The organism is Vibrio sp. Isolate25, assembly GCF_022398025.1.
Classification (GTDB): domain Bacteria; phylum Pseudomonadota; class Gammaproteobacteria; order Enterobacterales; family Vibrionaceae; genus Vibrio; species Vibrio coralliilyticus_A.
The window spans coordinates 19,628-42,598 of the sequence record NZ_JAKEUT010000009.1 but is presented as its reverse complement, the minus strand read 5'-3'; the positions used below and the strand labels follow the sequence as shown (position 1 = coordinate 42,598).

The 22,971-nt window shown below is 46.4% G+C and carries 16 protein-coding genes; 2 read left to right on the top strand and 14 right to left on the bottom strand.

Annotated features, from left to right (window positions below; genetic code table 11):
* Positions 1-2: 2 nt before the first annotated feature.
* The 11 genes from der to L1D15_RS15995 all read right to left on the bottom strand — a co-directional run bounded on the left by der (position 3) and on the right by L1D15_RS15995 (position 11,452).
* Positions 3-1,487, bottom strand: coding sequence for a ribosome biogenesis GTPase Der (der, locus tag L1D15_RS16045; protein ID WP_239837469.1), 1,485 nt, complete (start codon positions 1,485-1,487; stop codon positions 3-5).
* A gap of 165 nt (positions 1,488-1,652) precedes the next feature.
* On the bottom strand, positions 1,653-2,813 hold the full coding sequence (gene bamB, locus L1D15_RS16040; protein WP_239876418.1) for an outer membrane protein assembly factor BamB: 1,161 nt from the start codon (positions 2,811-2,813) through the stop codon (positions 1,653-1,655).
* Positions 2,814-2,824: 11 nt separating this feature from the next.
* The gene (locus L1D15_RS16035) at positions 2,825-3,439 is read right to left on the bottom strand and encodes a YfgM family protein (protein ID WP_239837467.1); all 615 of its coding nucleotides are present in this window, start codon (positions 3,437-3,439) and stop codon (positions 2,825-2,827) included.
* Positions 3,440-3,500: 61 nt separating this feature from the next.
* Positions 3,501-4,769: a histidine--tRNA ligase gene (gene hisS / locus L1D15_RS16030; RefSeq protein WP_239876417.1), complete on the bottom strand. Its 1,269-nt coding sequence runs from the start codon at positions 4,767-4,769 to the stop codon at positions 3,501-3,503.
* A gap of 47 nt (positions 4,770-4,816) precedes the next feature.
* Positions 4,817-5,935 (bottom strand): flavodoxin-dependent (E)-4-hydroxy-3-methylbut-2-enyl-diphosphate synthase, encoded by a 1,119-nt coding sequence (ispG, locus tag L1D15_RS16025; protein ID WP_239837465.1) that lies wholly within the window; start codon positions 5,933-5,935, stop codon positions 4,817-4,819.
* An 8-nt stretch (positions 5,936-5,943) separates the two neighbouring features.
* Positions 5,944-6,930 carry a cytoskeleton protein RodZ gene (gene rodZ, locus L1D15_RS16020; protein WP_239876416.1) on the bottom strand — a complete coding sequence of 329 codons (987 nt, stop codon included), beginning with the start codon at positions 6,928-6,930 and terminating at the stop codon, positions 5,944-5,946.
* Positions 6,931-7,252: 322 nt separating this feature from the next.
* On the bottom strand, positions 7,253-8,377 hold the full coding sequence (locus L1D15_RS16015; RefSeq protein WP_239876415.1) for a bifunctional tRNA (adenosine(37)-C2)-methyltransferase TrmG/ribosomal RNA large subunit methyltransferase RlmN: 1,125 nt from the start codon (positions 8,375-8,377) through the stop codon (positions 7,253-7,255).
* A gap of 162 nt (positions 8,378-8,539) precedes the next feature.
* A complete protein-coding gene (gene csdE / locus L1D15_RS16010; RefSeq protein ID WP_239876414.1) occupies positions 8,540-8,968 on the bottom strand; it encodes a cysteine desulfurase sulfur acceptor subunit CsdE in 429 nt (142 codons plus the stop codon).
* 17 nt (positions 8,969-8,985) lie between these two features.
* The gene (gene tcdA / locus L1D15_RS16005; protein ID WP_239867299.1) at positions 8,986-9,795 is read right to left on the bottom strand and encodes a tRNA cyclic N6-threonylcarbamoyladenosine(37) synthase TcdA; all 810 of its coding nucleotides are present in this window, start codon (positions 9,793-9,795) and stop codon (positions 8,986-8,988) included.
* A 93-nt stretch (positions 9,796-9,888) separates the two neighbouring features.
* On the bottom strand, positions 9,889-10,992 hold the full coding sequence (gene mltA, locus L1D15_RS16000) for a murein transglycosylase A (RefSeq protein WP_239867296.1): 1,104 nt from the start codon (positions 10,990-10,992) through the stop codon (positions 9,889-9,891).
* A gap of 79 nt (positions 10,993-11,071) precedes the next feature.
* The gene (locus tag L1D15_RS15995) at positions 11,072-11,452 is read right to left on the bottom strand and encodes a DUF2850 domain-containing protein (RefSeq protein WP_239876413.1); all 381 of its coding nucleotides are present in this window, start codon (positions 11,450-11,452) and stop codon (positions 11,072-11,074) included.
* A gap of 244 nt (positions 11,453-11,696) precedes the next feature.
* On the opposite strand from L1D15_RS15995, the gene argA reads away from it, so the two are divergent.
* Both argA and L1D15_RS15985 read left to right on the top strand, forming a co-directional pair.
* Positions 11,697-13,034: an amino-acid N-acetyltransferase gene (argA, locus tag L1D15_RS15990; RefSeq protein WP_239837458.1), complete on the top strand. Its 1,338-nt coding sequence runs from the start codon at positions 11,697-11,699 to the stop codon at positions 13,032-13,034.
* Positions 13,035-13,284: 250 nt separating this feature from the next.
* Entirely contained in the window at positions 13,285-13,464 is a 180-nt protein-coding gene (locus tag L1D15_RS15985) for a hypothetical protein (protein WP_239837457.1), read from the top strand.
* Between the two features lie 23 nt (positions 13,465-13,487).
* Here L1D15_RS15985 and recD read toward each other — a convergent pair whose 3' ends face one another.
* From recD to recC, 3 genes are all read right to left on the bottom strand, one after another.
* Positions 13,488-15,593 (bottom strand): exodeoxyribonuclease V subunit alpha, encoded by a 2,106-nt coding sequence (gene recD, locus L1D15_RS15980; protein ID WP_239876412.1) that lies wholly within the window; start codon positions 15,591-15,593, stop codon positions 13,488-13,490.
* Between the two features lie 2 nt (positions 15,594-15,595).
* The gene (gene recB / locus L1D15_RS15975; protein ID WP_239876411.1) at positions 15,596-19,216 is read right to left on the bottom strand and encodes an exodeoxyribonuclease V subunit beta; all 3,621 of its coding nucleotides are present in this window, start codon (positions 19,214-19,216) and stop codon (positions 15,596-15,598) included.
* A 255-nt stretch (positions 19,217-19,471) separates the two neighbouring features.
* Positions 19,472-22,933 (bottom strand): exodeoxyribonuclease V subunit gamma, encoded by a 3,462-nt coding sequence (gene recC / locus L1D15_RS15970; RefSeq protein ID WP_239876410.1) that lies wholly within the window; start codon positions 22,931-22,933, stop codon positions 19,472-19,474.
* Positions 22,934-22,971 lie beyond the last annotated feature (38 nt).

Sequence of the window (22,971 nt, the reverse complement as noted above, 5' to 3'; positions counted from 1 at the left end):
TATTATTTTTTGCGATTTTTCATCATACTCATCAAGCGCTTACGTTTGCGCTCCTGAGAAAGGGTCATCTTGTTCGATTTACCTTCAAATGGGTTCTCACTACTCTGGAACTGAATACGAATCGGCGTCCCCATGATTTCCAATGACTTACGGTAATAGTTCATCAAGTAACGCTTGTAAGAATCTGGTAGCTCATTAACTTGGTTGCCATGAATGACTACGATTGGCGGATTGTAACCACCAGCGTGTGCATACTTAAGTTTCACACGACGACCACGAACCAAAGGCGGCTGGTGATCTTCAGTCGCCATCTTCATTATACGGGTCAGGACAGATGTACCCACTCGGGTTGTCGCCGATTTATAGGCTTCTTGTACTGATTCAAACAAATGACCAACACCTGTACCATGAAGTGCAGAAATAAAGTGGATACGAGCAAAGTCAACAAAGCCAAGACGACGGTCTAACTCCTTCTTCACGTGCTCTTTTACGTCCATATCCAGACCATCCCACTTATTGACCGCAATCACAATCGAACGACCAGCGTTCAATGCAAAACCAAGCAAGCTTAAGTCTTGATCAGAGATATTTTCACGCGCATCAATAACAAGAAGTACAACATTCGCGTCTTCTACGGCTTTGAGCGTTTTAACAACCGAAAACTTCTCTACTGTTTCGTTGATACGCTTACGGCGACGAACACCTGCGGTATCAATCAGTACGTATTCTCGGCCATCACGTTCCATTGGAATATAGATAGAATCACGCGTTGTGCCCGGCATGTCGTACACGACTACGCGCTCTTCACCAAGAATACGGTTTGTTAACGTCGATTTCCCAACATTTGGACGACCGATGATAGCCAGCTTGATAGGTTGATCTTGTAAGCGCTGGAATTCCGCTTCAGCTTCTTCTTCGGTGTAATCGAGCTTCTCTTCTTCATCGATGAAGTCGGTCAGATCTTCAATTTCACCCTGCGCTTCCTCGGCCATTTTCTCTGCAAAAGGATTGAGTGCACGATCAATCAGAGCACCAACACCACGGCCATGCGCTGCAGCGATTTGGTACATGTTTTCCACACCTAACTGCCAGAAATCAGCCGATGCTGCATCTGCATCAATACCATCAACCTTGTTCACAACCAACATTGAAGGCTTTTCAATTTTGCGCAGGTGGTTAGAAATGGCAATATCAGCAGGAGTCAGGCCGGCACGGCCATCCACCATAAACAGAACTACGTCTGCTTCATCAATCGCGGCCAGTGACTGCTCTGCCATTTTGGTTTCAACGCCTTCTTCAGTACCGTCGATGCCGCCAGTGTCAATCACAATAAATTCGTGTTCACCAAGCTTAGCTTGGCCATATTTACGGTCACGAGTTAAGCCAGGGAAATCCGCAACCAATGCGTCACGCGTACGAGTTAATCGGTTAAACAACGTTGATTTACCAACGTTTGGACGCCCTACCAGAGCAACAACAGGTACCATAATAACCTCTACAATATGCTTTCTTTATGTAGTTATAGGTAACAACTCCGTAGAGTTCACTAATGAGCGCTTTACCTATAACCACATTACCTATGAGTATCTAAAACAAACAAACGGCTCCCAACTGTTACCAGCTAGGAGCCGAATGTGAATTATATCACACGATTACTTGGTAATGGTCAGTTTCTTTACATCGCCATCACGAGTAACTGTGATGTAGCCTTCTGGGACAACCACAGGTGACACAGCAAAACCACTGCTGCTGACTTGCTGCTGAGCAACAAATTCGCCAGTATCACGATCTAACCAGTGAAGATAACCTTCACCGTCACCAACAACCACGTAACCATCAATCAGTACGGGCGCTGTCAGCAAGCGGTGTTCAAGCTGTTCATTACTCCATAGCTCTGTGCCACTGCGTGCATCTACCGCAACCAGATAATCTTTATCTGTCACCATATACAAACGCCCACCATCGCTAGCAAGATCAGTTGACGAAGAATACTTACGCTTCCAAACCGACTTTCCTGAACGCAAGTCTATTGCTGTTAACTGACCATTGTAGCCAACAATGTATAGAGTACTACCTAGAACGAGTGGAGATGCATCAACATCAACCAAGCGATCAATTTCGGTTGCCCCTTGCGGTGTCGCAATCGGCTGTTGCCAGATCAACTGACCACGTTCTGCAATCGCAGCAGCCAAGCGGCCATTTGCCGTTCCCCAGAACACGCCACCCGATACGGTGATGGGTGCACTGTTACCTCGCAAAGTTAGGCTCGGTACTTCGGTACTAATGGTCCACTTACTATCGCCCGTCGCCTGATCCAGCGCAACCAACATACCTGTTGCAGTGTGGACAATAACCAGATTGCTTTCCGTTGCAGGCGCCGCTAACACTTCACCTTCCACATCAACGCGCCAGTTGACCTCACCAGTCTCTTCATTCAGGGCTATCACTTGACCGTTTTCACTACCAATAAAGATTTGGCTGTAACCTGCAGTGATACCGCCAGATAAACGGGCTGAAACATTTTGCTCAAGGTCTTGTTGCCATAATGTATGGCCATTTTCAGGATTAAGCGCCTTAACAACACCATCACGGCTTGCCACAAAGATTTTGTCGTAAGCGTATTCAGGAGAAAGTTTAGAGAAGTAGTTGGATACCCCATCTCCAACACTGGTACTCCATTCGATAGCCGGCGTAAATTGACTTTCAACCTGAGGTACTGGTGCCATGATAATGGTGTCTTCTTCACTGGCACAGCCAGCTAAAACACCTAATATCGCAGCAGCAGTCAGTGCTTTTTTCAGCATTTTTTTCATGCATCGCACCCTTATTTAGCTAGATCGTCCAGCTTCATTTGTAGAGTCTGGCTCGCATCATCTGCTTGTTGCGCTTCAGTATACGCAGCATACGCACCTTCAGTATCTCCCTTACGTAGGAGAATATCACCTTTAAGTTCAGCCACTCGGCCAACCCAACCTTCATCTGTGATCGTTGCTAGCTCAGACACGGCAGAATCAAACTCACCTTGTTCTGCTTTCAAGCGCGCTAGGCGGAAAGCAATCACAGAAGTCAGAGCAGGATCATCCGTCGCTGTTTTCGCCCACTCTAACTGTGCCAGTGCTTCATCTAAGTTGCCTGCTTCAACCTGAGCTTTAGCCAGTTGTAGCGCAGCTAGCACTGCGTATTGCGTCTCTTTGTTAGCATCGATGAAGCTCTGAAGAGCCGCTTCACCTTCGATACCTTTCGCTGCCAATTCCTGAACGGCTTTGGTATAGCTTTCAGATGCGGCTTCTTGAGCTGCTGTCACTGAATCTTGATAATAGCGCCAACCGAATAGACCGCCTAAACCGATAACCGCGCCAAAAATGACGGCCTTACCGTTTTCTTTCCACCAATCTTTGATCGCTTCTACTTGTTGTTCTTCAGTATCGTAGAGTTCCACTTCCTGTCCTCTTAAATCTAAAAAGTGGCGAATAGAATCGCCACTTCAAATTTGAATGCGTTTAAACCAACTCAGCTAGCTTAGCGGCAACATCCGCTTGGCTATAAGTTTCTTGAGTACCACCAACTAGGTCTTTCAGTACTACAGTGTTATCAGCCACCTCGTTCTCACCAAGAACCAGTGCCACTGCTGCACCCACCTTGTCGGCACGCTTGAATTGTTTCTTAAAGTTACCACCACCGAAATGGTTCATCACACGAATGCCTGGAACTTGCTCACGTAGTAACTCAGCCATCTTCATGCCCGCCATCATAGTGCCTTCGCCCGCAGTAACCATGTAGACATCAACAGAGCGGCGAACATTCGTCAGCTCTAACGTTTCTAGCATAAGAACTAGACGCTCAAGCCCCATCGCAAAGCCCACAGCAGGTGTCGATTTGCCACCAAGTTGTTCAACCAGGCCATCGTAGCGACCACCACCACATACAGTGCCCTGAGCACCTAAGCTTTCGGTAATCCACTCGAACACAGTGCGATTGTAGTAATCTAGGCCGCGAACCAAACGCTCATTGACTGTGTATTCGATACCTGCGGCGTCAAGAAGTTCACAAAGACCAGCAAAATGTTCTTTGGACTCTTCGCCCAAATAATCTGATAGACGTGGCGCATCACCTAGAATAGCCTGAACGTCTGGATTTTTAGAATCCAGTACACGCAGTGGATTGGTATGCATGCGGCGTTTACAGTCGTCATCCAGTACATCAATATGCTGTTCAAGGAAAGTAATCAACGCGGTGCGATAGTTAGCACGATCTGCCTGTGAACCAATAGAATTCAACTCAAGGCGAACGTGTTTATCAATCCCCAACTCACGCCACAAACGTGCCGTCATCATGATCAGTTCAGCATCTACGTCTGGACCATTAAGCCCGAATACTTCCACACCACATTGGTGAAATTGACGGTAACGGCCTTTTTGCGGACGTTCGTGACGGAACATAGGGCCCATGTACCATAGACGCTGCTCAGAACGATCAATCAGGCTGTTCTCAATACATGAACGAACACAGCCAGCAGTGCCTTCTGGACGAAGAGTTAAGCTGTCACCGTTACGATCTGCAAAGGTGTACATTTCCTTTTCAACCACATCAGTCACTTCACCGATAGCACGGCTAAACAGATGGGTCATCTCAACGATTGGCATGCGCACTTCGCTGTAACCGTATGCGCTGATTACATTCTTCACTGCGTTTTCAAGTTTCTGCCACAGTGGTGATTGAGTTGGAAGGCAGTCGTTCATGCCTCGAATTGCTTGGATTTTCTTTGCCACAGTTTTTTACCGTAAGAATGGTTACCGTAATCTAAATTACGTTGAGATTAATCGTTTACTTTTACGTCAATGCGGTTTTGCTTGTCCATCACTGAAGCTTTAGCACGAATTTTGGCTTCCAGCTGGCTAACCAGATCATCATTATCAAAGCGCTCTTTCTGGCGTTTGCCATCTTCATAGAAAGCGCTTTTCTTATTGCTGCCGGCAAGACCAAGATGAGAAACTTCTGCTTCACCTGGGCCATTGACAACACAGCCGATAATGGAGACATCCATTGGAGTGATAATATCTTCTAGACGTTCTTCAAGCGCATTCACTGTTCCAATCACATCAAACTCTTGACGCGAGCAGCTTGGACAAGCGATGAAGTTGATACCACGAGAGCGAATACGTAGAGATTTAAGAATATCAAAACCGACTTTGATCTCTTCAACAGGGTTCGCAGCCAATGAAATACGCAGCGTGTCTCCGATACCTTCCGCCAATAGCATTCCCAGACCGACAGAAGACTTCACTGAGCCAGCACGTGCACCGCCTGCTTCTGTAATACCTAAATGAAGTGGCTGATCGATTTTTTTCGCTAGCAAGCGATAGGAGTCAACCGCCAGAAAGACATCTGATGCTTTAACGCTGACCTTAAATTGATCGAAGTTAAGACGATCAAGAATATCAACGTGGCGCATCGCAGATTCGACTAACGCTTCAGGTGTAGGTTCGCCGTACTTCATCTGGATATCTTTTTCCAAAGATCCGCCGTTCACCCCAATACGAATCGGGATGTTTTTATCACGAGCACAATCAACCACCGCACGAATGCGATCTTCTTTACCGATGTTGCCCGGATTGATACGTAAACAATCCACACCGTATTCCGCGACTTTTAACGCAATACGGTAATCAAAGTGAATATCAGCCACTAACGGGATATTCACCTGCTGTTTGATTTGTTTGAATGCTTCAGCCGCATCCATGGTTGGTACAGACACGCGAACGATGTCCGCACCGACATTTTCCAGTGATTTAATTTGTGCAACAGTCGCTTCGACGTCTGTTGTTCTGGTGTTCGTCATCGACTGCACAGCAATCGGAGCGCCGTCACCAATGGGCACATCGCCCACGTAAATACGAGTCGATGGGCGACGTTTGATAGGAGATTCGTGTTGCATATTTAATTCTAAGGTAAGGTGAATCTTGCTACTTTGCCTGAAGTATACCCAGAAAGGTCAACAGGTTCACTTGATAATGTCATTGAAACGTTTTCAGGGGCTCCCAAAATCACTTTATAAGGTGTTTCGCCACTGACTTGCAAATCATGACCCGCTTTCTTAATGCCTGTAGCCAGCGTTTTCCCCGTCGCATCTTTTACTTGAATCCAGCAATCATCGCTGAATGACATCTCAAGCAAATTCTGATTGGTAGCGGGTTCTGGGGCAGACGCTTGCAATTTACTTTCTTCTGCCACCGATGGTTCCGGTTCTGCTTCTACAGCTAGAGTTTCTTCAGTCGGCTCAGCTGTTTCCGCAGGAGTGCCAGCTTTCGGTGGTTCAATCACTTCAAGCTCATTGTCTTGAGTGGCAACCGAAGTCGTCACCTCTTCCAATGGCTGCTCAACCAATTGCTGATCTTCTGGCGACTCATTGATCAAACTCGGTTCAATAGCAGCAAAGTCGAGTTGGTTATTCTCCGCCAGTTCTTGCTCAATTTTCATTTCCTGCTCAGTTGCCGTCGTCAACTCAACAACGCTGTTTTCCTGGTTCTGCCACCACCACACAGAAGAAATACCCACAATAACGGCAAAAATACCCCAAGTTAGGGTCATAATGCGGCTATCGTGTTTTTCTTTATTGGTCTTCTGCGAGAAGCTCTGCATCTTGTGCTCTTCATGTTGCGCTTCTCCGCAATCATCAAGCGCACACAGCACGACAGATTCTTTAATCCCCACGACACGAGCATAAGAGCGCAAATACCCACGAGTGAAGGTGGCAACCTGCTCACTCTCAAATTGGTTAGATTCGATGTTTTCAATGATGGAACGACGAAGACGCAGCCTATCAGCCACTTGCTGCTGTGTCAGACCTAGTTCTTCTCGTTTTTGCTTTAAAATCGTACCCGCTTCGATTTTGTTCTCTTCTTGTACCGCAGTTTGCTGTTCTGCACTCATTTTTATAACGTCTCTTTTCAAGGGGATTCCAGCCAATCGCACATTTATTATTTTTCGTTAGTGGTGCTGGTTTTGTTCAGAATCCAGAATTTTTGAGGACATCGCCTCACCAAATTGCTTAAAAGTGCTTCACTAAAATCGCAGAGGAATAACCTCTAAAGCACTAAAGTTTAATTCTAATAGATATCAGAGATGAAACAACATAGAAAAGGCGCATAAATTACAAGCAGCTCAAGGTTTTTCCTGATTTTGACATAATTTAGCAATACCAATTTACAAAAAAGCCAGAGTTCAACTCTGGCTTTTCCATCAAAACTCTCAATTAAACGGCTTTGACTTCAATTGTGTCGCCCTTCGCTGCACGGAGCATCGCTGTACGTTTAGTGCGATCGATAACATCTCCGACCAATTGACCACAAGCAGCATCGATATCATCACCACGCGTTTTACGCACTGTCACTGTATGCTCATATTGCATCAATGTTTTCTGGAACCGGTCAATACGTGAATTGCTTGGCTTCTTGTAAGGTGAACCTGGGTAAGGGTTAAATGGAATCAGGTTGATCTTACATGGTGTGTCTTTGAGTAACTCAGCCAACTCACGGGCATGCTCCATGTCGTCATTGACATGATCCAGCAGCACATACTCTACCGTCACTTTTCCGCGGTTGGCATTTGATGACGCGATGTAACGACGAACTGAAGCGAGGAAGTCTTCGATATCCCAGCGATCATTAATTGGCATAATCTCACTGCGTAGCTTGTCGTTTGGTGCGTGTAGAGAAATTGCCAGCGCGACATCGATCTGCCCGGTCATCTGGTCCAAGCCAGATACGACCCCTGATGTTGATACGGTTACACGACGCTTTGAAAGACCAAAGCCAAGATCATCCAGCATTAATTCAAGCGCAGGGATCAGGTTTTTCATGTTCAGCAAAGGCTCCCCCATCCCCATCATCACAACATTAGTGATGGGGCGACGCCCTGTCTCTTTTTCCAAACCAATTTCGCGTGCAGCACGCCAAACCTGACCGATAATCTCAGAAACTTTCAAGTTGCGGTTAAAGCCTTGCTGAGCTGTTGAACAGAACTTACATTCCAATGCACAACCAACCTGAGAGGACACACATAACGTCGCGCGATCATCTTCTGGAATATACACCGTTTCGACATCCTGATCGCCAACCTTCATCGCCCACTTAATCGTGCCATCGGAGGAATGCTGAGCCTCAGCAACCACTGGCGCTTTGATTTCACAACGACGCATCAGTTTTTCACGTAGTTTCTTGTTAATGTTGGTCATTTTTTCGAAGTCATCGACACCGAAATGATAGATCCACTTCATTACTTGCTCAGCACGAAATGCTTTTTCACCCAGTTCTTCTGCAAAAAACTGGCGCATCCCTTTGCGATCAAAGTCGAGTAGATTGATTTTTTCAGTGGTCATGTGGCCTCACGAAACGACGTAACATTAATTAAGGGCGCGAATTGTACAGCCTTTATTCAGCGACAACAAGAGGTCTAACACCCTGTATTTTTTAAGGCATTAATATCTCAGTGATTAAATTTTATACAGATATAATCCCCCCGCCAAATCAGAGGAATGCAGTTATCGGGTGACTTGCTTTATTTGCTCAACAATGGCTTTTAGGCCGTTGCCTCTCGACGGGCTGAGGTGGGCAATAAGGCCCAACTTTTCAAAGTACTCATCTATATTAAATGTCTGAATTTCTGTATTGGTTTTGCCGTCATAAACCGCCATGACCAGTGCAATAAGGCCACGAACAATACGTGCGTCAGAATCAGCACAAAAATGCCACACACCATCTGTATTTTCACTCACCAGCCAAACCTGGCTTTCACAACCTGAAACCGTGACTTGTTCAGACTTCAGCTCTTCAGGCATCATAGGAAGCTTCTTTCCCCACTGAATAACTTGGCGGTAACGATCTTCCCAACCTTTAAAGCCTTGCATAATCGTAACGATGTCTTCTGCTTGAATATCGGTGCCAAAAGGTGACGGTGGAAATGTGGACATAAGAATCTCCAAACGAACTATTTACGGTATTTCTGAATCAGCTTCTCGACAATGCGCGAAACCGCCACAAAGCCGAATGTTGCGGTAACGACCGTTGCCGCTCCAAACCCACTCGCACAGTCCATACGTTTTGGCCCTTCCGCTGTCGACTTCACACCACATACACTGCCATCTGGCTGAGGGTATTTCAGCTGTTCCGTTGAAAATACACACTCAATACCAAACTTACGCTGCGGATTCTTGGGGAAATTGTGATGCCGACGCAAAGTATCTTTGATTTTTTTCGCTAATGGGTCTTGGATGGTTTTGGTCAGGTCAGCAACTTGAATCTGGGTTGGATCGACTTGCCCACCCGCGCCGCCGGTAGTGATCACTTTAATCTTGTTGCTACGACAGTACGCCAGCAATGAAGCTTTCGCTTTCACGCTGTCGATCGCATCAAGCACGTAATCAAACTCTTTTGACAGATATTCATGCTGGTTGTCAGGGGTAATAAAGTCATCAATCAGATTAACTTTGCACTCTGGATTGATAAGCTTGACGCGTTCGGCCATCACTTCAATTTTACTCTGTCCCACCGTACCGTTCATTGCATGGATCTGACGGTTGATGTTAGTGACACACACGTCATCCATATCAATCAAGGTCAACTCACCGATACCTGTACGAGCTAATGCTTCGACTGCCCAAGAGCCCACGCCACCAATACCAATAACACAAACATGTGCCGCACGAAGGATTTCCACTTCGCTATTGCCGTAGAGACGTCGAGTGCCGCCAAAACGTTGGTTGTAGCTGTCTGAAGCCGGAGTATCAAGTTCGCGCATGGTGCTGTTCTTCCGCCGAGTAATGGTACAAAAATAAAGAGTGCGATTTATACGCACTCTTTATTAAAAAGTCTAGGTTGAGTTAAGCTCAAGCTATTTTAACTTCTCCGGCGGCAATGCCCAAGGTGCTTGAGTAGCGGAGTTTTCTAAACCCAATTTCCAAACTCGGCCAAAATGTTTGTAATGGCCAGCTTCTGTCCCTGCCCTTGGTCCCATTCCATGATAGAGATCGAGGTGATTCTGTTTCACCGCCCCGCCAGTATCAAGAACAATCAGTAAACGCAATTGATGCGCACCACTCCATGTACCGTCCGCATTAAGTAAAGGTACCTCAGCGAGAATAGGCGTTCCCATTGGGAAAATAGATCGGTCACCGGCAACAGAAGCCATTGGCAGCAGCGGGATCCCTGCCGTTCCAGTCACAGGCGCATCAGCTCTTGGCTCAAAAAAGACGAACGATGGGTTCTGTTCAAGTAGCTCGCGCACTGTTGCCTCATCATTAGCCAACACCCACTCTTTGATGGCTTTTAAAGACATTTTTTCCCGCGGTACTTGATCACGTTCAATCAGTATTTTTCCGATACTGATATAAGCCTTGTTATTCTTGCCTCCATAAGCGAAATATTCCAGCGTGTCATCATCTTCAAAATGGACAAAACCGCTACCCTGAACTTCCATCAAAAATGGGTCTATCATGTTCGCGGCATAGCCAAGTTCTAAGCCCTGACCTTCCAGCGCACCATCATAAATCTGTGCGCGTGTCGGGCAATCGATATCACATTCCGGTTTGCCATAAACCGGATACTTGTACGTTTCATTCGGCTCGTGACGTAATTCCATCACTGGCGAGAAATAACCAGTGAACAAGACGTTACCTTGCTTATCACCACCACCTAGCTGGGCCGTTTGAATGCCAAAGTCGCCTAACTGTGCTGGATCACCACTCTGTAACACCCATTCATTGAGCTTTTCATACAGTGGTTGATAAATGCGTGCCATTGAGGGCGACTTATTGATCACCTGCTGTGACTGTTTGGTGAACTCAGTAAAATCCCGCGGCTTATCTGATTCGACCACAGCTGTTTTATTCAGAATCGAATTAAATTCACCATCAAGATATTGTTGAGCACGATCGTGCGGTTGCGCGCAGCCAAACAAAATGCTAGCCGCCAAAATTGGAAGATATTTTTTGAACACAGGTTTTATTCCTTTCAAGCCCGAAACAAAGGATGACAAACTCAAAGGCTTAGCGCAATCGCATAGACGTTAACGGGTGTTATTTTTGAGCTTTTCTGACAATTGAATAGACAGGCTGGTAGCGAGGCTCGGAAATTAGCCTCATTTGACTGAAATCTTGATTGAGGATCAGATAACGACGCTCTATTTCGCCTACCCGAAACTCAACATAGGTACCGTTGAAACGAAAGCGGGTATCGACAACACCACCATCAATCACCACTCCGGTTTCATTCAATACAAAACGATCCGCTGAGTACGGTGCAACTCCCTGTTCAACCCATGTTCCATATACCATTGAATTGGGGTGCTGAATATCTTGATAGTGCTCATACAATGCCTTCGCCACAAATATCGAAGCAATCGCCAACGCAATAGCAAAGATGATCACCGCTCGCTCTAACAGTTTCTTTTTCGTCAACTTGATACGCCTAATTTGACTTCACGCCACAACAACTGACAAGTGTAATGATTGCATTAAGTGTTAACCTAATTACTTCACTTTGCTAGAAATACTTATCAAAACAGACCAATCTATAAGCCCTTAAAATAATCCGATTGATTCATCTAATCGAAATTTAGTGCCTATAACCAAAAAAAACTTGCCGACAATGGAATAAAAAAGCAATATATTTACATATAAATTCACACAAATTGGATAAATAGTGAAGATTCGTAATACCGCTTTAGTCAAAGGATTCCGCCAATCCGCGCCCTATGTGAACGCTCACCGAGGTAAAACCATGGTGATCATGCTGGGGGGAGAAGCGGTAGCAGATGGTAATTTTGCTAATATTATTAGCGATCTCGCTCTACTTCACAGCCTTGGCGTAAAAATCGTGCTGGTTCATGGTGCTCGGCCACAAATCAATCGAATTCTTCAACAATGTCAACATGATACACCCTACCACAAAGGTATACGGGTGACCGATGAGGTCAGTCTCGACTTTGTGATGCAAGCAGCTGGACAACTCCAATTAGCCATTACCGCTCAACTTTCGATGAGTCTTGGTAATACACCAATGGCAGGGACTCAGCTTAATGTCGTCAGCGGCAACTTTGTCATCGCACAACCTTTAGGCATCGACGATGGGGTTGATTACTACCACAGTGGTCGCATTCGCCGAATTGATGTGGAGGGTATTAATCGCACACTCGATCAAGGCTCCATCGTTCTACTTGGCCCGATTGCCAGCTCAGTCACAGGCGAATCCTTTAATTTGTTATCAGAAGAAGTTGCCACTCAAGTCGCAATAAAGCTTCGTGCTGATAAGCTGATTGGTTTCTGTTCTGAGCAAGGGGTTATTGATCATAATGGCAATGCTGTTGCAGAGCTCTTTCCTAGAGAAGCGGAACAATTCCTGGAAAAGCTGGAACAAGACAGTGACACTAGTGGCGATAACGCCTCTGGCACACTCAGGTTTCTTCGCGCTGCTACGACCGCTTGTCGCGCTGGCGTACCACGCAGCCATTTGGTGAGTTATAAAGTGGATGGCGCCTTAATTCAGGAGTTGTTCTCCTTAGATGGTATCGGCACCCAAATCGTTAGAGCCAGTGCAGAGCAAGTTCGCCAGGCAAACATTGATGACATTGGGGGCATCTTAGATCTGATTCGCCCACTTGAAGAACAGGGAGTCTTAGTCAGACGCTCCCGAGAGCAACTAGAGCAGGAAATCCATCAGTTCACGATAATCGAGAAAGATGGTTTGATCATTGGCTGCGCTGCGCTTTATCCCTACACACAAGAAAAAATGGCAGAAATGGCATGCGTCGCGATTCACCCTGAATACCGTGATGGCAATCGTGGAGTTCTGCTGCTCAATCACATCAAACTGCAATCAAAATCCCAAGGAATTAAACATATTTTTGTTCTCACAACCCGAAGCTTGCATTGGTTCCGTGAACAGGGGTTTGGTGAAATGTCCGTCGACTTTCTTCCTTCGCAAAAACAAAACCTCTACAACTATCAGAGAAAATCGAAGATCTTAGCTATTGAACTGTAATGCATAGTAATAAGACAAGAAGTTAGTCAGTTTCTCAATCTCGTCTCACAGATGAAACACCTTTCTTTCCATTGTGATCCATTTTTCCACTTTATTTTGTCGCATTAACTGGTTAAAATTCGAGCTCCCTGATTCCCCTTAGCGGGAGAGGGAGCCCTATTGGACATGTCTTCAACTTACAGGTGAATACTCCTGTAAGTCGCACGGATTGCTTGAGGTAGATAACAACGTCACTAAGAGCAAATAACCGATGAAAACCATCATCTGTAACTCCATCCAGAGCTTCTGGGATATGGCTGATAACGAACTTCTGGAAGGGTTGGACGTCCACTGCGTCTTCCCTGTCAGCAAGGGGTTAAAAGCATTCATATTGAATTACCAAGAGAAATACCGTATTCGTAGCATCTCTTTTAGTCGATCCATTCGATAAATTTTATCAATAGCCATGGATGGTCATTGTTGCAAACGACTTACCAAACCACTTGCCCTTTCAGTTCTGATTTTTACCCCTCGCGACATTACCCTTTCATCGGCATACAAACTCAATCTTTGCTTGGCACGCGTAATTCCAGTGTAAATGAGTTCACGTGTCAAAATTGGGGTAAAGTCTGGTGGTAATATCATTAGGGTGTGCTCAAATTCACTGCCCTGAGATTTATGAATCGTCATCGCGTAAGCTGTTTCATGCTCCGGCACTCGGCTTGGAAGCACCGCTTTAACAGAACCATCAGGCAATTCAAAAAACACTTTGAGTCGCTCTCCCCCTTCCGAGTTATCACGCAGGCAAAGGCCGATATCACCATTGTACAAGCCCAACGCATGGTCGTTACGCACCACCATGACAGGTCGGCCGTGATACCAAAGCTCATCCTGAGTTTGGATCAGTTTACGAGCTTTGAGCGCACGTTCTACACGGACGTTAAGCCCAGTAATGCCAAAGTCACCTTCTCGCACAGCACACAACAAACGACATTTAGAGAACAGCTGCAGCGCAGCCTTTGCTCTTTGATGAATGGTTTCAGCCAGTTCGGTATCGGGATCTATCACGGTTTGCCCGATGCGCTGCAAGTAATGGCTGTATTCCTGCACCAAGGTCTGAATCATCTGGCTGTAGCTCTCGCCATTGATAGGAAATTTAGCAATATCTTTAAAATCTCGCTGCCACACCCAATCAACTTTTTGTGTTGACCCAGAGTTGACCGCTTTCGCTAGTTGGCCGATTCCTGATCGCGCATCGAATCGGTAGCTCTTTTGCAACATACATAAGCTATCAGCAATGCTCACAGCGGTATTCGCTGTGTGAGCTAATGTCTGGTATCCCGTAAGCTGGGCAATCATGTTAGCTTGACTCGCGCTATAGCTTTGCTGGTGAAAAGCGCAAATATCACCCAGCACCGCACCGGCTTCAACAGAAGCAAGTTGGTCTTTATCTCCAAGTAATACCAAACGAGCATGCTTTGGCAAGGCGTCCACCAATTTATACATCATAGGCAAATCGACCATGGAAGCTTCATCCACGACTAAGATATCGAGATGAAGTGGGTTGTGCTGGTTGTGACGAAATTCTACGCTATTTGGCACCGCACCGAGTAAACGATGCAAAGTGCTGGCGTCGGTTGGAATTTGATCTTTAAGCGCAGGTTCAACAGGAAGTTCGGCTACGGCTTTACCGATAGATTCCGTCAAACGCGCGGCGGCTTTCCCAGTGGGCGCAACGAGCTTAATTACAGGCTCTTCGCCAGCTTGGTTCGCCTGAGTGATTAACGCAGCAAGCAATTTTGTCACTGTGGTGGTTTTTCCAGTTCCCGGCCCACCAGAAATCACCGCAAAGCGGCGTGTCAACGCTACCGCAGCAGCGACCTTCTGCCAGTTGACGCACACCGACAAAGGCACCAACTGATCCAACACATTCAATTGCTCGATTTTGGTCACATTAAGGAGCTTTTGGTCTATGGTAGGCCAATCGAGCAGCTCACTGCTCACCACATCAAGATGATCGCAGACTAGCTGCTGTCTGAGTACGGGGGTCGAACTCCCTTCAGATTGCGCGGAGGCCAGAGCAGTAAAGAGATAATGATAGTTTCTGGCAAACAGATGATTGAGCAATTCTGTTAGCTTTTGAACCTCTATAGGCTTTAAGATCATTGGTGACCCAAAGCTATTCAAACGACTCGCCAATACGACTTCATAATGCCAGTACCGATGCAGGTAAAGTCGATCGCCGTCAAAAATCATCGGAGCTGACTGCCCTTGCTTGCCAACTAGGGAGGAAGACTCAAGTCGTGATGGCCAATTCACCTTCTGCAACCATTGATTCAGCTCAATAGCCGCTTCGCCAAACAACCCTAATTTGGCAGCCAAGTCCACAGCCTGCCCATAATTGTCAAACAGTGGTAAGCAAATATGTCCTTTACCTAACTCACAGCTGAGTACCGCCGCCATAAACGCAACATATTCATCGTTACTTTGGGCGAGAACAAAACGAGCAAACTGATAATCAATTTGTCGGATTGAGCCTTTGCTCGCCAGAGACTGAAGACACGAAAAGAGAACTTGCATGATTAGAGTAACTCCATCTGGCCAGAGCTGGACTGTTTCGGTTCGATAGGACGCCCATCAATCAGGCTGTCCATGTCTTCAAGAAATTCAAGCGTCGGACGCGCTGAGAAAATGCCGTGGCCACTTGCCCCATCCATACCGCGTAAAAACAGGTAATAGACTCCGCCGAAGTGAGTCTGGTAATTATAATTTGGCACACGAGATCGCAGGAAGCGGTGTAAAGCCAACGCATAGATTTGATATTGCAGATCATAGCGGTGATCCGCCATTGCCGATTTCAGGGCCTCGCCGTGGTAATCTGCGACATCACCTCCAAGGTAATTGGACTTCCAGTCAAGCACGTAATACTTGCCTTGATGTTCAAACACTAAGTCGATAAACCCTTTCAGCATACCCTGTGTGGAATGAAAACCGAGATCGCCCGCTTTAGCAGACAGAGGGTCATGACGCTGAATAACTCGATTCAATGCCGGTGCTGTCAGTATTTCAATCGGCAACAAGAACTCCATTTCCACTAAACGCTGATCCGGCTGCTTTTGATTGAGTTTCAGTTGCTTACCATCCAGAGGGGTAGCCAATACCGTGTCGACAAGCTGCTGCAAAACTGGTAGCCAAGCGGAGTCTAACTGCTCACTCTCCATTAGACTCACAATAATTTCTCTATTATTGTCTGACGTGGCAGGTTCGGTAAATTCTACTTCTTCAAACAGGGTGTGAAGGAAGGTACCGGGTCTAGCGCCTTTGGGGAAAGTGAAAATACTCTTCTCAGGTTCCAGCGCCTCTTCGTTCTGCAGCTCATCAGAGGAATCGACATCCAACAACAGAATGTCCGTCACGGCATCCTCAAAATGGTGACTTGTGCCTTGCTTTACCAAACCTGAATAGCTGGTTATGCGCCAATTACGGTCAATTTCATTGTTCAACTCATTGGCGTGCAGTGCTTGCTGTCCTGCTTCTCGAACCACCAGCTTTTCATTGACGCTTTCCGGTAATCCTTCCACTCGAACACAACTCAGTTGCTGAGCCTGTTGGTGCAGCGCCGCTGTTAAATCTGCGATGCCACCTTGTTCGCCGTTTTGTAATAAGTACCCCATCGCACTGTGATGTACACCTGTCGGCTCTTTGGTCGAACGTCCATTACGCAACGGAGCCGTACCAATGAAACAACCATAAACAGCTCGGGTAAGAGCAACATAGATCAAGCGCAAATCTTCCGCCAAACGCTCTTTATCGGCTTGCTGTAATGACGCATCCTGCTTAGTGATATCAAGAATGGTTTTGTCCAAAGCACTATCGTAGTACTTGGCTTCACTCGCCTCTCGATAACTGAATACGAACGGCAAGAACACCAACTCGTATTCCAATCCTTTTGATTTGTGAATGGTTACTATCTGGACCAAATTGCGCTCCGATTCCAAGCGCTGGATTTGTTCGTCACTGCCTCCCAATCCATTACGGGCATCGCTGATCGATTGTGCCAACCAGCGCAACAAGCCGTGATCGCTGTCTAGCTCTTGGCTGGCTTGCTGGAGCAGCTCTCCGATGTGCATAAAGTCAGTCAGAGATCGCTCACCGTTTTCTTCTTCGAGCAATCTCTCAGCGATGTGCCTTTTACTCATTACGCTACGCAGCATCGGCAGTACGCCACGCTGACTCCACAAACGACGATATTCTTTAAACTCATTAATGGCGTTTTCCCATTCGTTTTCATCGTTATTGAGTTTGTCGAGGCTTCCTGCATCAAGGGCAAATAACTCCGACGCGAGGCTAGCCCTTAAAGCTCGATCGTTTTCTGGTGTGAGCACAGCTTGGAGCAAGCGCTGTAAATCTTCGGCCACTTGTGAGACAAACACACTATCTCGATTGGACAGATAGACGCTGGCAATCCCCTTCTCAGCCAAGGCTTGTTTGATCATTCGACCTTCGCTGCCCGTTCGAACTAACACCGCAATGTCTCCAGCCTGAATGGCGTGTTGCGACTTTCCGTCATCAAAACATGCTTGATCATTCTGCGCGGCCGATAAAATATGATGGATCTTATTCGCACAGGCTTGTGACATGGCTTGGTGATAGTCACCTTTCGCTAAAGGCTTCTCTTCCGCTTCTTGTAACCAGTAAGTCATTGCTGGTTGAGGTTGCCCGTCGATCATCCATCGACGTTTATCTGCATTCGGGCTCGAGTTAACCGGAACAAACGGAATATCCTTATCGTAGATAAAAGGATGATCTGGCGTTTGAAACACCTGATTCACCGCAGCAACCATCTCTGAGCTAGAACGCCAGTTAGTCCCTAGGGTGAAGTGTGAGGAAACCTGATTACGTGCTTTAATGTAAGTAAAAATGTCCGCACCGCGAAAGCCGTAAATGGCCTGTTTGGGATCGCCAATCATAAACAAGCCACATTGAGGGTTATCGAGATAGATACGGCTGAATATGCTGTATTGAAGCGGATCAGTATCCTGGAATTCATCAATCATGGCGACCGGATAGAGAGAGCGAATCCGCTGAGCCAGTTGTTCACTGTCATCTCCATCAATCGCGGCAGAAAGTTGCGTGAGTAGATCATCAAACGACAACCACTGTTTCTGCTGCTTTGCTTTCGCTAACATATCACGGCACTGCTCTATAGCATGTGCCAGCAATGGTGCTTCCAAGCTGATAGGCTGTGCGAGAAACTGCTCAATCGCCAAAAAAGTGGGGTGGCTTGGCGCCTGCCCTTTGGGTGTTTTCTCTTGTAAAACATTCTGGGCAAACTTTTCCAGTTTATCCGGATAGTCATAGCCCGTAGTTTCACTCGCTGCCCACATGTCGACCACTTCAAGCCAGGTAGGCAAGGATTTTTTGGTGTAGCTTCGTTTATTGAGATCTGATTCACTGATCAGGGCAAGATAGTCTTGCTGACCTTGACGCCAAATCGCTTTGAGATCGTCAATTTGCTTAAGGTTCTTGGCATGTAACTCAGCCATACTGCCCTGCATCGCGGGCACTGATAGCTGTAAGGGCGCTCCTGTTAAGTATGGAGAGATCTTTTTTAGTAATGCAGCAGGAGAGTCCCAAATTCGCCGCACTTCACCAGCAAGCTGAAAAGGTAACGGGTAAAAATTGCGTCGCCAGTAATCTGCCACAACCTGAGCTTTGAGGTGACTTTCATCCGTGACGAATTCATTATTAAACCGACAACCTGACTCAAACGCATTTTGAGTCAGCATGCGCTGACAAAAGCCATGAATCGTGTATACCGCCGCTTCATCCATCTGCCTTTCGGCTTGGAGTAAAATATCAGCCGCTTGAGAGTGATCGTCAATGTCTTCAAGCAAAGGCTGAATGACAGGATCATGACTTTGCCCACGTGAAAAGGCCAACCTTGCATCATGAATTCGGGCTCGAATTCGGTCTCTCAACTCGGCAGTTGCCGCCTCGGTAAAGGTGACCACCAGTATTTGGTCGACCGTTAATGGCTGTTGATGTTTGCTCTCTGAACAGCCGTGGCCCAGCAATAACCTAAGGTACAAACCTGCGATAGTGAAGGTTTTACCGGTTCCAGCCGACGCCTCAATTAAGCGCGCGCCATGAAGTGGAAAAGTCATGGTATTCAGTGACGTTACCATTGACGTGGATGTCATAAAATTCGAGCCCTTGATGCATTAGTTCCAGATCCAAGTGTGACCTAGATTTTAAAATGATATTTATCAATAACAATCCTATTCAAGATAGGATTTTATGAGACCTTTCTCACGGCAAGCGAGTGGACTTACCGATAGTATGCGCAGCATGACTTACGTTGGCCATGCCTGACGCTAAGCAACCAAATCATGGTCCCTCTGACCTGTGGCCGTAAAGAAAACACCCTACACAAATAATGATTTCCTGGCGGCCACCTATTTATCTATCTCTTGATTGTTTTTCACTGTAAGCCTCGGCGCTTGTAATACTAACGTCGTCAAAAGCCTGACTTGCATCGCCAACTCTTCACTCCATTGAGGCCAGATACGGGCAATATAAGAATTCGCACCTTCCCCTGGACTCAAGTAACTGTCGTTAAATGTGTCTGCCATTTTCTTTAGCGCTTTTTCTTCATCATCAACCCAATTGCCACGATTGAAGCCAGCTTCGACACAAGCTAAGGCCGTATTAGGAAAATACGCTAAAGGCGTTGTCATTCCTTGATAGAACAAACGAACCAGTTCTCCCAGTGTCGATTGAGCAACCGCTGCATTCTCTAACGCTGGATAAGTTAGGTGTACAACGCCTTCTTTACGATCATAGCCAACCATGTGCGAGCATTGATAATGCCCCATCGCATTCATGGCTAAATGATCGATCCAGACAGCAAGGTAATCCTGAGCGCGAATACGTCCACTACGAAAGCGGACTAACCCCGATTGATAGCTCTGTGTGAGCCACCCCGTCAACTTAACAGGTTTACCTTCTCCCAATACATCAAAGGCCAATTTCACTTCAAGATCGTCGTTAGGTGAACCACATAGCCAAGCAAGTTTTTCTACCAGTTCTTCGGCTTGAACCCGATTAGTTTCAAATTCGATATCACCAAATGCGCCTACCGGTAGCTTGCCTTGTGCACGCTGGTGAGCAATGAAATCATTAATAATGGCTTGCTGGTCCCCTTCTCCACTAAGCTGGTGCTCAAGCAACAGTTCCAGCAGGCTATCACGCATTTGATAGCTTTCTAAACCATTCAGCACAAATGGCTCATCATCTTGCATCACAGGTAATGGGGGTTCAAACACCACTTTTAGACGGCGATTAAAGAAATACTGTACAGGCAAACGCCAAAAACGTTGTAACTCAACCAAGTCCAGTTCAAGCGGATACACAGCATCCAACAAATAATCACTTAACTGGCGATTAAACTTCCCACCGACTTGACCTTGTCGACTCGCGGCAGATAACCATTCTTTGGCGTAACTAGCACTATTTTCAACAAACGCACTTGGACTAAATGGCACCATTGGGTGACTGGCTCGGATACAACTCAGTAAACGCTGACCCGATTCATCCACCGCTAAGTTTTCATCTCCTGCCAAGCAATAATTTTGTTGGCAATACTCCATTAATTCAGACACTAATACCGATGGCACTCGCTCAGTATTGTCCTGAATCGAGCGACCTACATAGCTGATGTAAAGTGTGTGCTGTGCAGATAATAAGGCTTCCAAAAATAGATATCTGTCATCATCCCGACGAGAGCGATCACCGGGCTTCGCTCGGCCATTCATTAGATCAAACCCTTCCGGTGGAACCGTTCGAGGGTAAATACCATCGTTCATCCCAAGTAGGCAGACGGTACGAAATGGAATTGAGCGCATCGGCATCAAAGTACAAAAGTTCACTTGGCCAGCGAGGAAGCGCTGGCTGACTCGAGTTCCAGACAGTTTGTTATGCAAATATTGCGAGACTATACTTGGCGTCAACGCCTGTTTATACGCAGCATCTTGAAGCTGATCTTTTAAAGATGTGAGCGTATCTCGAATCGACTTGAGCGCGGCTTCGCCCTCCAAATCAACACGAAAGAAATCATCCAATGCTAGCGTTAATGTTTCACGCCACTGTTCAATAGGCTGGGTTTTGGCTAGTTGGCTGCGGTAATGGCTGACGGTTTCGATAAAGTGGGCCAGTTTCCCCGCTAACTCAGCGCCCATGCCTTGAACCTGATTATAGGGTGACAACAAACCACTTTTGGTTTCGAGTAAACCTGCAGACTCTGGCATCGCATAACCAAGTAGCATACGCTGAATACCAAACTGCCAAGTATTTTGCGATATTTCAGGCAAATCAAATTCTTCACCAGTGTGGTGATTAAGTCCCCAGCGAATTCCCGACTCTTCTACCCACTGCTTCGCTTGAATGAACTCATCCTCATCCAAATCAAACCGCGCTAGAATCGATGGCGTTTCAAGTAGCTCAAGTAACTCAGAAGCAAGACAGCGAGTATTCGGCAAGTTAACAACCTGCATAAACGCATGCAAAATCGGGCTTTCCTGATCAGCCGTTCGGTCAGAAATAGAATAAGGGATGAAGCGCTCACCCGGTGCATTGCCAAACACAGCCTGAATAGCCGGACTGTAGGCATTAATATCTGCGACCATAACAATGATATCGCGTGGTTTAAGGCTTGGATCTGCATCAAACATCGCCAGCAATTGATCATGCAGTACTTCCACTTCACGCATCGGGCTATGGCAAACATGCAATGTGACCGAGCGATCCTGTGCATCAATCACCTGTTTGTGATAGCTATCATCAAGTTTTTTATCATCCTGATGCTCTTCAAGATTAAGAATGTCTGCCTGTAGGTGATGCAGCAAAGAATCACGATCAATATCCACGAACGCTTCAATTTCGTGAGCCTCTAGTTGAGACAGTAAATACATATTATCTCGACCTAACTTGCCCATCGAAGCAAGTAAACTGTTACCGACCACATTGGTATGCAGTTCATCATCAAGGTTTTGCTCGATATCACCTTTCAGTTGCTGAGATTCGCCCTCCAGCTCAGAGTGGTCTTGTTTCCATACCAAATGCTGTCGATGCCGAGCCGCCAAACGGGCAAGGTATTTACGATCGCGCACCTCTCCCCAATAGTAACGACAAGGGTTAGTAAACATCAGATGGACATCAATATGCTCACCGATGGCTTTCAGTGCGTCCATGTAACGAGGGGGTAGCGAAGTGATACCAAAAACAAACAATCGCTTCGGTAAATGTTCAAAGTGACCACTGCTGTTTTCCAGCGTATCAATGAAATGTTCGTAAAGGTTGGCGCGATGATAAGGTGACTGCCCAAGCGCCACAGTATGGTCGTATAATGCCTGCCACAAAATAGGCTGCCAGCAATGTTCTTCTCCCAGTTCAGCCACCGTTTTTCCAGCTTCCCAGCGGGCAATCCACTCAGGGCGATAAACCAGATAACCATCGAAAATATCAGCGATTTTTTCAGCCAGTTGATAAAGCTTACTCTGATCTTCATCATCCACCAGATAGTGCTTAAGTGCTTCGAACTCGACTTGCTCGAGAAGCTCAGGAAGAATAAACATCAGCTTCCATGTCATGGCTTCTTTGTTGAATGCACTTCGCTGAGGCACATCTGGTAATACCTGAGTGAACATATTCCAGATGAAAGTAGCAGGGAGTGGGAACTCAATGTTTGCAGCGACACCAAATTCTTTAGCTAACTCGATTTTCAGCCATTGAGACATACCCGGGCTCTGAACCAGAATTTGCTCTTTTTCGAACGGGTTATCCAGTGGGTTAAGCCGAACCAATTCGACGAGTAAAGATTTTAAAACGTCAACTTGGTTGGAATGGTAGACAGTAAACAAAATGCACTCACACTATTCTTGCCACAATTGGGTTGAGA